This window comes from Mycobacterium sp. (genome assembly GCF_049280035.1).
Lineage (GTDB): Bacteria > Actinomycetota > Actinomycetes > Mycobacteriales > Mycobacteriaceae > Mycobacterium.
In genome coordinates, this window is the sequence record NZ_JBAPPI010000184.1 from 1 (window position 1) to 16,094 (window position 16,094).

At 65.4% G+C, this 16,094-nt stretch carries 13 protein-coding genes and 1 pseudogene; 8 read left to right on the forward strand and 6 right to left on the reverse strand.

What is annotated here, in order from left to right:
* Together WAN71_RS06020 and WAN71_RS06025 are read right to left on the reverse strand one after the other, a co-directional pair.
* On the reverse strand, window positions 1–1,252 hold a 1,252-nt coding region (locus WAN71_RS06020), incomplete at its 3' end, for a PHA/PHB synthase family protein (RefSeq protein ID WP_422224461.1).
* Between the two features lie 2 nt (window positions 1,253–1,254).
* Entirely contained in the window at window positions 1,255–2,766 is a 1,512-nt protein-coding gene (locus WAN71_RS06025; protein ID WP_422224462.1) for a long-chain-fatty-acid--CoA ligase, read from the reverse strand.
* A 164-nt stretch (window positions 2,767–2,930) separates the two neighbouring features.
* On the opposite strand from WAN71_RS06025, the gene WAN71_RS06030 reads away from it, so the two are divergent.
* The gene (locus tag WAN71_RS06030; protein ID WP_422224463.1) at window positions 2,931–4,145 is read left to right on the forward strand and encodes a PucR family transcriptional regulator; all 1,215 of its coding nucleotides are present in this window, start codon (window positions 2,931–2,933) and stop codon (window positions 4,143–4,145) included.
* A gap of 4 nt (window positions 4,146–4,149) precedes the next feature.
* Here WAN71_RS06030 and WAN71_RS06035 read toward each other — a convergent pair whose 3' ends face one another.
* Window positions 4,150–4,731 carry an HdeD family acid-resistance protein gene (locus tag WAN71_RS06035; RefSeq protein WP_422224464.1) on the reverse strand — a complete coding sequence of 194 codons (582 nt, stop codon included), beginning with the start codon at window positions 4,729–4,731 and terminating at the stop codon, window positions 4,150–4,152.
* A 307-nt stretch (window positions 4,732–5,038) separates the two neighbouring features.
* Between WAN71_RS06035 and WAN71_RS06040 the strand changes: the two genes are divergently transcribed.
* Window positions 5,039–5,194 carry a hypothetical protein gene (locus tag WAN71_RS06040; protein ID WP_422224465.1) on the forward strand — a complete coding sequence of 52 codons (156 nt, stop codon included), beginning with the start codon at window positions 5,039–5,041 and terminating at the stop codon, window positions 5,192–5,194.
* A gap of 53 nt (window positions 5,195–5,247) precedes the next feature.
* Here WAN71_RS06040 and WAN71_RS06045 read toward each other — a convergent pair whose 3' ends face one another.
* Window positions 5,248–6,534 carry a PucR family transcriptional regulator gene (locus WAN71_RS06045; RefSeq protein ID WP_422224466.1) on the reverse strand — a complete coding sequence of 429 codons (1,287 nt, stop codon included), beginning with the start codon at window positions 6,532–6,534 and terminating at the stop codon, window positions 5,248–5,250.
* A gap of 179 nt (window positions 6,535–6,713) precedes the next feature.
* On the opposite strand from WAN71_RS06045, the gene WAN71_RS06050 reads away from it, so the two are divergent.
* The 4 genes from WAN71_RS06050 to WAN71_RS06065 all read left to right on the forward strand — a co-directional run bounded on the left by WAN71_RS06050 (window position 6,714) and on the right by WAN71_RS06065 (window position 12,794).
* The gene (locus WAN71_RS06050) at window positions 6,714–8,519 is read left to right on the forward strand and encodes a DUF3556 domain-containing protein (RefSeq protein ID WP_422224467.1); all 1,806 of its coding nucleotides are present in this window, start codon (window positions 6,714–6,716) and stop codon (window positions 8,517–8,519) included.
* Window positions 8,516–9,937, forward strand: a complete 1,422-nt coding sequence (locus WAN71_RS06055; RefSeq protein WP_422224468.1) for a phytoene desaturase family protein — start codon at window positions 8,516–8,518, stop codon at window positions 9,935–9,937. Before WAN71_RS06050 ends, WAN71_RS06055 begins: the two co-directional genes overlap by 4 nt.
* Before the next feature lie 170 nt (window positions 9,938–10,107).
* The gene (locus WAN71_RS06060; protein WP_422224469.1) at window positions 10,108–11,580 is read left to right on the forward strand and encodes a biotin carboxylase; all 1,473 of its coding nucleotides are present in this window, start codon (window positions 10,108–10,110) and stop codon (window positions 11,578–11,580) included.
* A complete protein-coding gene (locus WAN71_RS06065) occupies window positions 11,577–12,794 on the forward strand; it encodes a serine hydrolase domain-containing protein (RefSeq protein ID WP_422224470.1) in 1,218 nt (405 codons plus the stop codon). Before WAN71_RS06060 ends, WAN71_RS06065 begins: the two co-directional genes overlap by 4 nt.
* Window positions 12,795–12,810: 16 nt before the next feature.
* Here the strand turns inward: WAN71_RS06065 and WAN71_RS06070 are convergent, their stop codons facing one another.
* Both WAN71_RS06070 and WAN71_RS06075 read right to left on the reverse strand, forming a co-directional pair.
* A complete protein-coding gene (locus tag WAN71_RS06070; protein WP_422224471.1) occupies window positions 12,811–13,686 on the reverse strand; it encodes a 3-hydroxyacyl-CoA dehydrogenase family protein in 876 nt (291 codons plus the stop codon).
* A gap of 29 nt (window positions 13,687–13,715) precedes the next feature.
* A complete protein-coding gene (locus tag WAN71_RS06075) occupies window positions 13,716–14,480 on the reverse strand; it encodes an SOS response-associated peptidase (RefSeq protein WP_422224472.1) in 765 nt (254 codons plus the stop codon).
* Between the two features lie 33 nt (window positions 14,481–14,513).
* On the opposite strand from WAN71_RS06075, the gene aroA reads away from it, so the two are divergent.
* Both aroA and WAN71_RS06085 read left to right on the forward strand, forming a co-directional pair.
* A complete protein-coding gene (gene aroA / locus WAN71_RS06080; RefSeq protein ID WP_422224473.1) occupies window positions 14,514–15,806 on the forward strand; it encodes a 3-phosphoshikimate 1-carboxyvinyltransferase in 1,293 nt (430 codons plus the stop codon).
* Window positions 15,803–16,094 (forward strand): annotated as a pseudogene (locus WAN71_RS06085) (ribosome small subunit-dependent GTPase A); the annotation flags it as partial. The gene aroA and the pseudogene WAN71_RS06085, both read left to right, overlap by 4 nt.

The window sequence follows — 16,094 nt, forward strand, 5'->3', positions numbered from 1 at the left end:
GGTCGCGGTGCAGCGCGGCGGCCATCCGGGTGGTGTCAGCGTTCCAGAACAACACGTCGAACGGCGCCGGCTTCCGGCCCTGCACGTAGTTGTTCACCACGTACCGCCACACCAGGTCGGTGGGACGCAGCCAGGCGAACATCTCCGCCATGTCGCGTCCGTCCAGGAAACCCTTCCTGGCCGAGACTCGAATCGCCGCCTGCGCCGCGCGGTCGCTCATCGCGGCGGCCGCGAACCCCGCGCGGGTCTCATCCAGCACTGTGACCGCCAGGTTGAGACACGCGACCCTGTCGCCCTCGCCGATCTCGGCGAGGTGAGCTGCGGTCATCGCTGCGAGAATGCCGCCCGAGCAGGTGGCCAACAGGTGGGTGCTGTCGGTTCCGGTGATTTTCTCCGCCGCGTCCATCGCCTCCACGATCGCCGCCCCGTAGGTGTCGAAGCCCCAATCGCTGTGGCGGGCTTGCGGATTGCGCCACGAAATCACGAATACCTGCTGGCCCTGCTGGACGAAGTACTCGATCATGCTGCGCCCTGGTGCGATATCCATGACGTAGTACTTGTTGATCACCGGTGGCACCATGAGCAATGGAATCGTGCGTACCTTGGGCGTCTGCGGGGCGTATTGAATCAATTCGAACACCGAGGTTTGCAGTACGACCGCCCCTTTGGTGACAGCCAGGTTCTCCCCCACCGCATAGGCGTCGGGCTCGACCATCGCCGGCACCCGGGGCTTCGAAAGCATGTCTCGGGCAAAGGCTCTCGCGCCTCGTACCGCGCTCAGACCGCCGGTGTCGATCAGCGCCTTCCAGCCGAGCGGGCTGATCAGCGGGTTGTTGCTGGGTGCTAGGCCTTCCACAAAGTTGTCGATGACGAACTGCATCTTCTCCGCGTCCCGCCAATCCAGTCCAGCGTCGGAGAGCAATCCTTCGGCGGTCTCGGAGCCTGCCAGATAGGTCTGCATGATTCGGTTCAGCAGCGGATTCTCCTGCCACGCAGGGTCACTGAAGCGTTTGTCGGCGCGTGCCGGAACGCGGTGCGACTTGCCCGCGGCGATATTGCCGAGCTCACGGGTCAGTGCGCCAACCCGGTCGGCCACCGCGCCGGGGTGCTGTGCGAGGTTGCCGGCGAAGCGGGCCCAGGTCGCGTTCGGCATCATCCGGCTGGCGAATGGCTTGGTGGCGCTGGTGAGAAGCAGGTCGAGCGGCGCAGCCAGCTCGTCGACTTTGGTCGTGGGTTCCGTGGGAGTTGCCATAGTTATCGTGTGCTTTCCGTGGTCGGAACAGTGATTTCGCGCTTGAGCACCTTGCCGGTGGGGCCCTTGGGCAGGGCGTCGACCAGCCAGACCTGGCGCGGATACTTGTAGGCGGCCACCCGTTCCTTGACGTAGTCGCGCAGCTCTTCCGGCTGCACGTTGGCATCTTTTTTGAGCGCGACAGCGGCACCGACTTCCTCTCCCAACGAGTCATGCGGGATGCCGATGACGGCAGCTTCGGCCACGGCGGGATGCTCGTAGAGCACTTCCTCGATCTCGCGGGGATAGACGTTGTAGCCGCCGCGGATGATCAGATCCTTGGTCCGGTCGACGATGTAGAAGTAGCCGTCCTCGTCGACGCGTCCGACGTCACCGGTAGCCAGCCAGCCGTCCGGCGTGATGGTGGCCTTGGTTGCGTCGGGCAGATTCCAGTAGCCCTTCATCACGTTGTGGCCGCGGATCTGGATTTCGCCGGTCTGGCCTTGGGGGACCTCGGCGCCGTCCAGGTCGACGACCCGCATCTGCACGCCTTCGATCGGGGTGCCGATCGAGCCCACCTTGCGTTCCCGGTGCGGATGGTTGAACGCGGCCGCCGGCGAACTCTCCGACAGCCCGTAGCCCTCGAGAACAGTGCAGCCAAACGCTTTTTCGAAGTCGGTGAGAACCTGCACCGGCATCGCCGCACCGCCGGAGACGCAGACCCGCAACGTCCGCGCCGCCTCGGCTGCAGCCTCGTCCGCCACGCTCAGCAGCGCCGAATACATCGTCGGCACACCTTCAAACACCGTGACGGCGTCCCGCTCGATCACTTCGAGCGCCTTGCGCGGGTCGAATCGGGGGATGAGCGTCAACGTTGCGCCGGCCAGCACCGCCCCGTTGAGCCCACAGGTCAGGCCGAACACGTGAAACAGCGGCAGGCAGCCCATCACCACGTCGTCTGGCCCGGTCTCGACCAGGGTGCGGCAGCTGACCTCGGCGTTGCGGCCCAGGTTGCCGTGGGTGAGCATGGCGCCCTTGGGCTTTCCGGTGGTTCCGGAGGTGTGCAGGATGACCGCGACGTCGTCGTGACCGCGCTCCACCGGGGGCTGTTGCTCGGGCAGGTCGGCGATCAGGTCCATCAGCCCGGCGTCGTCGACAACCCAGCACTGGGCGCCCGCCTCGTCGGCGCCGGCGCTGGCCTCGTCGGCGAAGGCGGGTGTCCCGAACATGGCCTTGGCGCCGCTGTTGGACAGGTAGAAGTTCACCTCCCGCGCCTTGAGCAGCGGGTTCATCGGGACCGCGACGGCGCCGCGATAGATGATCCCGTAATACGCGATGGCGAACGCGGGCGTGTTGGGCAGCATCACGCCCACCCGGTCGCCCGGCTCGACTCCGGCTTGCTCAAGCAGCGTCGCCACCCGGCCGGCCGCCGCGTGGAACTCGGCGAAGGTGTATTGCAGGTCGTCGCAACGCAGCGCAACGCGGTTGGGGTCGCGCTCTTTGGATGCGACGAGATTGGCGCTCAGGCTGGTCATGGTGTACCTCTGGGATCTAATTGGGTGCCCGGTCTTCGGGCTGTCCTGAGGATTCCAATCGTGCTCTCGATTAGCTCGCATAACAATGTCGTCGGGCACAACAACCTGGCTGCTTCGGTGTGACGGCACACATCTGCGGGTGCCCGGGCATAAGGTTTCGAGGTATGAGCGCGGTCTCGCACGCGGGCAACGTCCGCGGTGACGCCGACCCTGATCCGCACATCGTTAAGCTGAGCAAGCTCATGCTGGCTCGCGCCCCGGAGTTGGGTGAGGCGCTGGCAGATCGGCTCTTCCGCGAGATCGACGCGTACCAAGACGGCACCGTCGTCAGCAAAGACGAGGTGGCCGCAAGTTGTGAGGCAAACCTGACGTTCGTCTTCCACTCACTTTCGGGGCACACCGACAGCGATGTCTCACCTGCCGAACACACCGGAAGTGCGCGCGCGCTCGCCGGTGTGCCGCTACCGGCGTTGATGACGGCCTACCGGATCGGTTTCCGGTTCATGTGGGAAGAGACGCTCGCCGCCGCACGGGCCGCGCGAATACCCACCGAATCGATCCTGGAAGTCACCGCACGGGTCTTTACTGCACAGGACACCTTCACGCAGGCGATGTCCAGCGCCTACCGCCAACAGCTGACCGCGCAGATTCTGGAGCAGGAGGAAGAACGGTCGGCGTTGGTCGAAGCATTGCTGTCCCGGCGGATAACCGACACGCAGAGCCTCTGGGAGGCAGCTGACCTGCTCCGGCTGCCCACCTCCGGGCCGTACGTCGTCGTCGCAGCCGAGTTGCCGGCCATTGGAAAACTGGGGTTGCCCGCGATCGAAAACAAGCTGTCCGCGCGCGACATCCGGTCGGCGTGGCGGCTATTGCCCGACTTACACATCGGCATCGTTCACGTGCGGATACGCGACTCCGTCGACACCTTGATTTCAGTGCTCCGCCAGGCCGCGACCGCCCGGGTCGGCATCAGCCCACCGTTTCACGACCTGGCCGAAACCAGCGACGCGCTGCGATTCGCCCGGTTGGCGGTAACCGGGAAGGCGTCCGGCGACTCACTGATCACGGTGTTCGACGACACGCCCCTTGCCGTCGCGGCGGTCAGCGCGCCCGACGTGATGGCCAAGATCAGGTCGTCGGTGCTCAAGGGACTGAACACACTGCCACCCGCGGAACGCACGATCCTGCTCGACACCTTCCAAGCGTGGCTAGAGGCGGGCGGCTCCGCTAACGACACCGCTGAGAAGATCTTCTGCCATCCCAACACCGTGCGGCATCGGCTTCGCCGCATCGAGGAGTTGACCCACCGATCTCTCTCGCGGCCCAAGGACATTGCCGAACTCTGTCTGGCCTTCGAGGTCGAGCAGCGGCTGCCCTGAGCGGTTAGCCGGGGCTGTGTGACCCCACCCGGTGGCGAACCTGGAAAGCGGTGATGACGTCCAGGATGCCGATCGCGATCAGCCAGCAGCCGACAACCAGGGTGAGGTACACGATCGAAAGCGGGTGGATGATCAGCACCCCGCCGCCGATGATGATGATCACGCCGGAAAGCGCTTGCCAGCCGCGTGCGGGCAAGTGGTCGAAGGATAGCGCCGCGGAGAGCAACGTAACCCCGCGGAACACCCAGCCGATGCCGATCCACAAGGCCAGAAGCAGGACGGACTCCAGTTCGTTGCGGAAGCAGAAGAATCCCAACACCAACGACACGACGCCGGTGAGGAACGCCAGGACCCGCATCGCGGCGCCGGTGTGCGTGCCGAAAGCAGAGAACACGTACCCAACTCCGGATACCACCAAGTAGATGCCGAACAGGACACCCGCCACCACCGTTGTCGGGCCCGGCCAGGCCAGCACGATGACACCGAGTGCCACGCCGAGTATGCCGATCAGGAGTAGTAACTGCCACGTGCTGCGAGCGAGTTGGTGCAGTGGACCTTCGAAGAAGGTCTTTTCGCTGGTTGTCATGGAAAAAAAAGCTACTCCAGCGCCGACGCAAAGAGGTTGTTGCCGGCGACAAGATTAGCGGCCTCGCACGGGGACCGCGAACAATGTCGAGCCAAGCCCACCGGCGTACCTAGCAGGTGATTCGCGCCCGCTTTGTCGCCGGAAGACAACGATCCGGCGCAAGTTGGTTGGTTGGCGACGTCGCTGCAGCCCCGGTTGCATGGCAATCTTTCATCACGAACGCAGCACCGCGTTCCTGGACCACCGAGTTGATCTCCAATCAGCAAGTGCCACAACACATCCCAACCGAAGAAACATAGGAGAAATCATGTTAGTGCCATTCATCATCTTCCTGATGATCCTGTCCCCCGTGCTCATCCCGACTGCCGTCACCATTGTGAACGTCATGATGGGGAACCACCGGCCCGCCGGCCAGCCAGGGTTCTTCGCGGCTCGCCGCCTGGCCGTCCCAGCCGCCGCCTGACATCTGGCATCCCCCAGTCGGGGCCACACCTACGGGTGTGGCCCAGACTGGTTTTATGGGGCGCCCGGCTGCAGAACCGCGGGGCCGTACCAGTGACAGGCGAGCAACGCGAGTTCGACGTCGAGCCGGTCGCTGCCGATGTCGCGGCCACGCCGGGCGATCGCCCGGCCAACCCGATACTTCACCGAGTTGAAGTGCAAGTTGAGCTCCTCGGCGGCGACCTTATAACTGGAACCGCAACCCAGAAACACCCGCAACGTGTCGCGCAGCCGCGCGTCGTTCTCGTTGTCGGCTGCGAGGTCGCCGAGTACCGCGACCACCCAATCGCGGGTACCGGCCACGTCACCGCCAAGACGCGCCACAATGGACAGGCCCGGGTCAGTCGCAGAAACCACCGTCGGCGCCGGCCGTTTGGCCACCACCGCGACGCTGCGAGCAGTCTCCGCCTCGCGGTGCGACTGACGAAATCCCTCGACACCGTTGGTCATGGTCCCGATTGCCACGCTCGGGGAATCCGGTCGTGCGAGGGTGAACTGGCGGACCTTGGCCGGAGCCTCGGCCGCCGCGGCGCGATACGGCAACCAACCCCATCCGCAGCTTCGGTCGGCGGCAACGAAGAGCGGGCTGGCCGCCGCCCCCGCAGATTCGCCCAGCTCGCGGAGAAACCGTTGCAGCCGGGCAAGTTGGTCGCCTTCGGGGCCCGCGTCCGGGTACCACATCACGAGCCCCAGATGGTGCCATCGCAGCGGATAGCGGATCACGGTGCTCGCCGCGTCCGCGTCGACCAACTTGTTGGCGGACAATACTTCTCGCACCCGCAGCGCTCGAAGACTGTTCTGGTTCTCCAACCAACGTTCGCGTTCGTCTTCGTAGACGGCGACGACTTGCTGCGACATCCAGTCGATGTATTCGAACAACGTGCCAGTGATGGCCTCAATCACCCCGACCCGCATCGGTTCCGGGATATCGATCGCGCGCAATTCCGCGAAAACAAGCTCGTTCACCCGGCGTTGACCGAGCCGATAGGCGCGAACGAGCGCATTGACCGGCATCCCCTGCTGTGCCAATCGCCGCGCATACTCCAATGCTGTGGTCGGCGCCTCGATCCGCTCGACGGCGATGTCGTAGCGCATCGCGTGCAAGACGGTGTCGACGTTTCCGTCGACGCTGGCACCGAGCAGTTCCATGAGCTGGGCATCGCCGCGCAGCTCGGGAATCTGATCCTCGAGAGTCCGAAGCACGTCCGACGAGACGGCCGCCAGCCTTTGGAGCAACCTGTCGGCGGTTTCGGCGACGTAGCGGCTCACCTCAGCGTCGCTGTCGAGACGCGATTTCGTCATCACAATGACGGTAGACCCCGGTTGGACGGCTGGTTGACGATTCACCGGGGTCAACCATTGTCTTCGGGCAACAACGCCGTCACGCACCTTCGTCGGCTCACCACTGTATTTGCGACGCCCGTGGCTCCTACCGTTTGTCGCATTCCTGAGCGAAACTTTGATCAGAAGGAGCAAGAACAATGGGGTTCACACAACCGGATTTCGCCGCAGTAGATCCGGATACTTTCTTGCAGAAGCCGTTGATGGAGCGGATGCGGATCCTGGCCATCGACTGGGGCGAAAAGGGCTTCGGCTCACCGAAGATGATCCACACCATGTACATCGGGAAGCTGATCCTGTTCTTCGCCATCGGCGGCATCACCGTCGCGACGGCGACATCGGGTCTGCCCGCGTTCTGGCATGTCACCGAATGGTGGAACCAACCGATCGTCTACCAGAAGGTCATCCTGTGGACCGTGCTGCTCGAGGCAATTGGTGTGGCCGGCTCCTGGGGGCCGTTGGCCGGCAAGGTCAAGCCGATGACCGGTGGCATCTTGTTCTGGGCCCGAACGGGAACCATCCGGCTGCGTCCATGGAAATGGGTGCCATTCACCAATGGCGACCGGCGCACCTGGTTCGACGTCGCGGTGTACCTGGCGCTGCTGGTGAGCCTGGCCGTCCCGCTGCTGTCACCGGGTGTGCACAGCGATTCGCTCTCAAAAGCGCTGCCGCACAACATATCCGGCGTGATTAACCCAGCCCTGCTGGTCGCGCCGATCGTGCTGCTGGTGCTGATCGGTTTGCGGGACAAGACCATCTTCCTGGGCGCTCGCGGCGAACAGTATTTGCCCGCGCTGTTCTTTTTCAGTGCGCTGCCGTTTGTCAACATGATCATCGCGCTGAAGATGCTGATCCTGGTCGTCTGGGTCGGCGCCGGCTTCTCGAAGTTCGGTAAGCACTTCTCCAACGTCATTCCGCCGATGGTCAGCAACACGATATTCGCGCCCAAATGGGTGCGACGGGCTCATTACCGCGACTTCGGGCGCGACATGCGGCCGTCGCGGCTGGCGGACTTCATGGCACACGTCAACGGCACCACGGTCGAGATCGCTGCCCCGCTAGTCCTGTTCTTCTCGACGAACAAATGGGTGACGCTGGTTGCCGCGCTATTGATGGTGGGCTTCCACCTGTTCATCATCTCGACCTTCCCGTTGGCGGTGCCGCTGGAGTGGAACGTCGTATTCGCCTACACCACGATTTTCTTGTTCGTCGGTTTCCCGAACTGGAACGGATACGCTCCGTGGAACATGTCGCCGCCGTGGCTGGCTCTGGTCATCGCCGCCGCGCTGCTGTTCTATCCGATCCTGGGCAATCTGCGGCCGGACAAGGTGTCCTTCCTGCCTGCGATGCGCCAATACGCGGGCAACTGGGCCTCGGCGGTGTGGACGTTCGCACCGGGTACCGAGCAGAAGCTGAACCGGGTCACCCGCACGGCGTCCAACCAGCTCGACCAGTTCATCGCGGCCGGCTACGAGCCGAAGTGGGCGGAGATCACCCTGCAGAAGACAACCGCGTGGCGCAGCATGCACAGCCAGGCGCGCGGCCTGTACTCGCTGCTGCTGACCCACCTGCCCGACATCGACGTCCGCACCGTGCGGGAGGGTGAATTCGTGTGCAACTCGCTGATCGGCTTCAACTTCGGCGACGGCCACCTGCACAATGCAGACATGATCTGGGCCATGCAGCGCGAAGCCGGATTCGAGCCGGGTGAGTGCGTCATCGCCTGGGTCGAGTCGGAGGCCTTCGGCAGCGGCATTCAGCACTATCAGCTGATCGACGCCGCCCTGGGCGTCATCGAACGCGGCACCTGGAAAGTTGCCGACGCTGTCAAAGAACAGCCGTGGCTGCCCAACGGCCCCATCCCGACCGAGGTGAGCTGGTCACTGCCCGGCACCGAGCCGGTTGCCCGCGAAGATCAGGATCACGGTCACGGAGCGCTTGCATGAGTACCGCAGTGGTGGTTGGGGGCGGGCCCAACGGGCTCGCCGCCGCCATAACCCTGGCCGCCGAAGGAGTTTCGGTCACCGTGCTCGAGGCCGCCGACGAGGTCGGCGGCGGCGCGCGCAGCAGCGAAGCCATCATCCCCGGCCTGCTGCACGACGACTGCTCGGCGATCCACCCGATGGCGATCGGCTCGCAGTTCCTGAGCCGCTTCAACCTGCAGCGGTACGGATTGTCGTGGCGCTGGCCGGAGATCGATTGCGTGCATCCCCTCGACGGCGGCAGTGCCGGAGTGCTGTATCGCTCGGTGGAGGAGACGGCCGCAGGTCTCGGTCGCGATGGGTCGCGGTGGCGGCTCGCATTTGGTTACCCGGCAGCCCGATTCGACGCGCTCAGCGAGGACATTATGCGGCCCCTGCTGCGGTTCCCGCATCATCCGGTGATGCTGGCCCGGTTCGGTGCACCCACCGTGCTTCCCGGGTCGACGTTCGCCCGGTGGTTCCGCACCGACGAGGGACGGGCGTTGTTCGGAGGCGTTGCGGCCCATGCCTTCCGGCCGCTGCACTACCCGATGACCTCCGCGATCGGGATAGGCATCATCGCGGCCGGCCACCGGCACGGCTGGGCGGTGGCAGAAGGGGGATCGCAGTCGATCACCAACGCGATGGTGGCTGTGCTGAGCGATCTGGGCGGCAAGATCGAGACCGGGGTTCGGGTCAAGGCGGCCTCGCAGTTGCCTCCCGCCGACGTCACGATGTTCGATCTGGCGCCGAGCGCCGTCGCTGAGATATTGGGAGACCGCCTGCCCCGGCGAATTTCTCGTGCCTTCACCAGATTCCGGCGTGGTCCCGGTGCGTTCAAAGTCGACTTCGCCGTCGAGGGCGGCGTGCCGTGGACAAACCCGCACGCGCACCGGGCCGGCACGGTGCATCTGGCCGGTACCTATCGCGAACTGGCCGCGACCGAGCGGGATATCCACGCCGGGCGGATGCCAGAGCGGCCATTCGTGTTGGTCGGTCAGCAATACCTGGCCGATCCGCAACGCTCAGTGGGCAATACGCACCCGGTGTGGAGCTACGCGCACGTCCCGAACGGCTATGCCGGCGACGCGACCGAGGCGATCATCGCCCAGATCGAGCGATTCGCCCCCGGTTTCCGGGAACGCATCACCGGGTCCACGGTTCGATCGACGACGCAGATGGCCACCTACAACCTCAACTATGTCGGTGGCGACATCATGACCGGCGCCAAGGACATTCGCCAGCTGACGTTCGGACCGCGAATTACGCTGTCGCCGTATACCATTGGGATCCCTGGCATGTACATCTGCTCGGCAGCCACCCCCCCGGGGCCGGGGGCGCACGGCATGTGCGGCGCCAACGCCGCCGAACTCGCGCTCGCCCGCCTGACTCGCCGGGCGTAGAGCGTACGAGGCCGACGTTGGGGCGCTCCACGCTTCCACACGGCCATGGGCAGGTGGCACACTTGTGCCATGGACGTATGTGAGCTCACCGCCGTCGCGCTGATCACAGCGCCCCTGCCCCCGCCACGGTGCCTGCGCCGGGCCCCGGCGTCGACGCCAGTGCGGCTCGCATGATGGTGTCTGAGCCCGAGCCGCGCCGCTTCCTGAACGGCCTGTCGGACATCCGCGCGTTCTTCCACAACAACACCGTGCCGCTGTACTTCATCTCCCCGACCCCGTTCAACCTGCTGGGCATCGACCGCTGGGTACGGAACTTCTTCTACCTGACCTACTTTGACTCTTTCGAGGGCATACATTCGCGCGTGTTCGTGCCCCGACGGCGCGACCGCCTTGATTTCGACTCCATGGGGGACGTCTGCAACCACCTCCTGTCCGATCCTGAGACGCTCGAGTTCATCGCGGGCCGAGGGCCCGGCGGTAAGGCCTGCTTTGTGATGCTGGACGAAGAAACGCAGGCCCTCGCGCGCCAGGCGGGTCTCGAGGTTATGCACCCCTCGGTGGAGCTGCGCGATCGGTTGGGCTCCAAGACCGTCATGACGCGCCTGTCCGACGAAGCGGGCGTACCAAGCGTGCCGCACGTGATGGGGCGGGCCGGCTCCTACGACGAGCTGCTGGCGCTCGCGCAGAACGCCGGATTGGGAGATGACCTCGTCATCTCGATCCCATATGGCAACGCCGGCAGCGGCACGTTCTTTGTGCACGGTCAGCGCGACTGGGACGAGCATGCCGGTGACCTGACCGCGCAGCAGGAATTCAAAGTCATGAAGCGCATCCGCAATGTCGAGGTGTGCATCGAGGGCGCCGTGACCCGCCACGGCACCGTGATTGGCCCCGCGATGACGAGTCTCGTCGGTTATTCGGAGCTAACTCCGTACCGGGGCGCCTGGTGCGGCAATGACATCTGGCGCGAGGTCCTTCCGCCGAACCAGACGCACGCCGCGCGCGAAATGGTGGGAAAGCTGGGCGACATTTTGAGCCGCGAGGGGTACCGCGGCTACTTCGAAGTGGATCTGCTGCATGACCTGGACTCCGACGAGCTGTACCTCGGCGAGGTGAACCCGCGCCTGTCCGGCGCGAGCCCGATGACGAACCTGACGACCGAGGCCTACGCCGACATGCCGCTGTTCCTCTTTCACCTGCTCGAGTACATGGACGTGGAGTACGAGGTCGACATCGCTGAGATCAATGCGCGCTGGGAGCGTGGCTATGGTGAGGACGAGGTCTGGAGCCAAGTGATACTCAACGAGACCTCAACGGATATCGAGCTTTTCACCGCGACGCCACGCACCGGCGTATGGCGCATCGACGACGACGGCCGCTGCTCCTTTGCGCGCCCCGCCAACGACTGGGCCACGCTGCTCGACGGTTCCGAGGCCTTCTACATGCGGGTCGCGGCGCCCGGCGACTTACGCTCTGAGGGCGCCCAACTCGGCGTGCTCGTCACCCGCGGACACCTGCAGACCGACGACTACCACCTCACCGAACGCTGCCAGCGCTGGGTCAAGGGCATGAAAGCGAAGTTCGCCTCCACGCCGCTGGCGCCGGCCGCGCCGATCGTCTCGCGGCTCGTCGCACGAGCGTGAGCAGCAGCTGCACGGACTCCCCGACAAACCCTCGAGCGCGAGCCCCGGCCGGTATCTCGCTGGACAACTGGCTGTCGGCACCCTATTCGCATTGGTCATTCCAGCACGTCGAAGACTTCGTGCCGACCGCGGTAATCTCGCGCGGGACCGGGCCGGCCGCGGCGTTGCCCGCAGCCAGTGCTCCAATGGCCGAGATCCGGGTAACCAGAACTGACGGGGTGGCTACCACCGTTGGCGCGGTGATGGCCACCAGCGGTACCGACGGGTGGGCCGTCGCCTACCGCGGTTCGATGGTGGCCGAGGAGTACCTCGACGGCTTGGCGGCCCAGACCCGGCACCTGCTGTTCTCGGTGAGCAAATCGCTGGTGGCAGCCGTGGTAGGCGCGCTGCACGGGGCCGGAGCGATCAAGCTTGATACGCCGGTCACGGCATACGTTCCCGCCCTGGCGAACTGCGGCTACGACGGTGCGACGGTGCGCCACCTGCTGGACATGAGGTCGGGTATCGCCTTCTCAGACAATTACCTCCACCCGACCGCGGAGATACACCTCCTCGACCAAGCGATCGGCTGGGCACCCCGGAGCGGTCCGGACGTCCCCTCCACGCTGCATGACTTCCTGCTGACGTTGCGGCAGAAGTCGGCTCACGGCGGCCCGTTCGAATATCGCTCGTGTGAAACCGACGTACTCGGCTGGATCTGCGAGGTCGCCGGCGGCCAGCGGATGCCCGAACTGATGTCGGAACTGCTGTGGAGCCGCATCGGCGCCCACTGCGACGCCACCATCGGCGTGGACACGGTCGGCACCGGATTTTTCGACGGCGGCATCAACGCCTGCCTTACCGACATGATCCGGTTCGGATCGCTGTTCTTGCGCGACGGTGTCTCGTTGACCGGCCGGCAAGTGGTGCCGGAGGCGTGGATCGCCGACACCCTCGAGGGCGGGCCCGACTCGCGTCAGGCGTTCGCCGCCAGCCCCGACAACGACCGTTTGCCCGGCGGGATGTACCGCAACCAGGTGTGGTTGCCCTACCCGGGCAGCAACGTCGTGTTGTGCCAGGGCATGTGCGGTCAGATGATCTACGTCAACCGCGCCGCGGAGGTGGTCGCCGCCAAGTTATCCACCCAGCCGGACTCTCAGGACCCGCAGATGCTGTTAGACACGCTGCGCGCATTCGATGCGGTGGCATACGAACTGGCTGGAATCACTAGTTAGCCCGAGGTTCTCATCATCACGGCCTCGGATACGTGTAGAAGCCCTCGCCGGTCTTGACGCCGAGCTTGCCCGCATCGACGTAGGACTGCAACAAGTCCCGCGCGTTCTTTGATAGGTGCGGGAACTCCTCGACGTAGTGGTTTTCGATGTCGAGCGCGACGTCCAGGCCGACCAGGTCCATCAATTGGAACGGCCCGGCCGGCGCGCCCAAGTTGAGCTTGTACAGCCCGTCGACGTCTTCCGGACGGGCCACCCCCTCGGCGACCACGGCCAGCGACTCGCGCTTGATGGCGGCCCAGACGCGATTGAAGATGAAGCCGGTGCATTCCTGGCGCGCCTCGAACGGGTAGACGCCGAACTCTGGGAGCACGGCCAGCAGAGTGTCGAGCAGACCCCGGTCAGTCTCACCGTCGGACATCAGGTCGAGTCCATTGACTTCCGGTGGCATGTAAAAGTGCGTGTTGCACAAACGCGTTTTGTCCCTGACGTTTTCGGCCATCAGACGCGACGGGTACGACGACGAGTTGGTCGCGAAGATGGTGTCCGGCGGTGCCGCGCGGTCGATCTCACCCCACAGCGGAATCTTGACTTCCAGCTTTTCCGCGACCGACTCAACGGCAAGCCAGGCACCGTCCAACGCCGCTTCGAGCGAAGCCGCGCCCAACGCGACCCCAAGTTCGCCGAAGCCTCGGTCGGCCAGCAACTTCGGTAGGTTCTGCTTGACGTACTCGGTCGCGGCGGCGCGCTGTTCGGCGCGCCGAGCGTAGATTCGCACGGTTCCGCCGCGGCTGGCCAACATCAGCGCGATGCGCCGGCCCAACGTTCCCGCCCCGATCACCGCGACGGGACGGTTCCGGATGTCCTCGAAAGTGTAGGTATACGAGTCACTCACACAGGCATGCTAAGTCCGCAGCGGACAAACTAGAGCAGCGTCGCTTGTTCGGGCTGCGGCTCGGCCGGCTCGAGCAGCTCGGGCCCGTTGTTGCGCACGCTGTTGACCAGCGTCGATATCTCGCGCATCTCGATGCCGCGCACGTCGGGCGGGTTAGCCAGCAATTCGAGGTCGGCGGGAGCGTCAGGATCCAGCCAGCGATCCCACTCGCGTTCGGGCACGATCAGCGGCATCCGGTCATGGATCTCGGCAAGCTCGCCGACCGCATCGGTGGTGATGATGGTGCAGCTCAACAACGGGGAAGTGGACGGGCTGCCGGGGTCTTTCCAGACCGACCACAGGCCGGCCATGAACAGCATCTCGCCGTCGGCGCGGTGCAGGTAGAACGGTGTCTTACGGGCCTTCTTGCCGGTTTCGGTATCGGGGTTGGCGCGCCATTCGTAGTAGCCGTCCATCGGCACCAGGCAACGCTTGGATTTGGCACTTGAGCGAAACGCCGGCGAGGTGGTGATTTTCTCGGCCCGGGCGTTGATCAACTGCGGGCCCTTGGACTCCGGCGCCCCGTCAGATCCCGCCTTGACCCACGGCGGCACCAACCCCCAGCGCATCAGCCGCACCCGCCGGGTGGGTTCGTCGTCGGGTTCGTCATGGCGACGGACCACGGTGGTGATGGTCGTGGTGGGCGCGACGTTGTAATTCGGGCCGGCCGATTCAGATGCACGCGCCTCGTTGATCGCCTGGATCTTCTCGGCCAGCGCGGCCGGGTCTGTCGTGACTGCGAATCGTCCACACATAACTCCATGGTGCCGTAGGCAATGATGGAGGTTGTGAACACCTGGGCCGCCCCACACGCGCAGCGGCCGGTGTGCGCGACGGTGACGGTGCCGGGCTCGAAATCTCAGACCAACCGGGCCTTGGTGCTCTCGGCGCTGGCCGCCGCGAATGGCGGCGTTTCGACGATCAGCGGTGCGCTGCGCAGCCGCGACACCGACCTGATGATCGGCGCGCTGGACGCGTTGGGCCTGCAGGTCAAGGGGACCGCGGCAGAGCTGACGGTCAGCGGGAAGATCGCCCCGGCAGCCGACGCTCGGATCGACTGCGGGCTGGCCGGCACGGTGTTGCGTTTCGTCCCGCCGCTGGCGGCCTTGGGAGCCGTCCCTGGCGGTCAAGTGACCTTCGACGGTGACGAGCAGGCGCGGGTCCGGCCGATCGCGCCGTTGCTCGACGCACTGCGCAGCCTGGGCGTTGACATCGACGGCGACGGGTTGCCATTCCAGGTGCGCGGCGCCGGATCGGTCACCGGCGGGACGGTGAAAATCGATGCCTCCGCGTCGTCGCAATTCGTCTCCGGCCTGCTGCTGTCTGGTGCGTCGTTCACCGAGGGCCTGATCGTGCTGCACGTGGGTCCGGCACTGCCCTCGGCACCGCACGTGGCGATGACGGTGGCCATGCTGCGGCAAGCCGGCGTCGAGGTCGACGACACCACACCCAACCGTTGGCAGGTGCGACCGGGCGTAGTGGCGGCCCGGCACTGGCACATCGAACCGGACCTGTCCAACGCCGTCCCGTTCATCGCCGCGGCCGTCGTCAGCGCAGGCACCGTCCGCATCACCGGCTGGCCGGCGGACAGCATCCAACCCGCCGAGGCGATTCTGAGTATCCTGCGGCAGCTGAATTCGGTTGTTAAGCAGTCGGATTCGTACCTCGAGGTGCAGGGGCCGCAATCCTACGGCGGCTTCGACGTGAACCTGCGCGACGTCGGTGAACTCACCCCGGCGGTGGCGGTGCTCGCCGCGCTGGCCACCCCGGGTTCGGTGTCACGGCTGTCCGGCATCGCCCACCTGCGCGGCCACGAAACCGACCGCCTGGCGGCGCTGCGCACCGAGATCAACCGGCTGGGCGGAAATTGCTCGGAAACCGCAGACGGCTTGGAGATCACCGCGGCGCCGCTGCGGCCCGGGATTTGGCGGTCGTATGCCGATCACCGGATGGCGACGGCCGGCGCGATCGTCGGGCTACGGGTCGCCGGGGTCGAGGTGGACGACATCGAGACCACCGCCAAGACGCTGCCGAATTTCCCCGGGATGTGGGCCGACATGCTTGCGGAGTCCGGCGGTTGAGGCCCGGCGACTACGACGAGTCCGACGTCAAGGTCCGCTCGGGACGGGGTTCGCGACCGCGGACCAAGACCAGGCCTGAGCACGCCGACGCAAAATCGGCCATGGTGGTCAGCGTCGACCGCGGCCGCTGGGGATGTGTGCTCGACGGCGACCCCGACCGCAGGGTCACCGCGATGCGGGCACGAGAACTGGGCCGCACACCGATCGTCGTCGGCGACGACGTCGACATCGTCGGCGACCTTTCCGGGCGCCCCGATACGTTGGCCCGCATCGTGCGGCGCGGCCCGC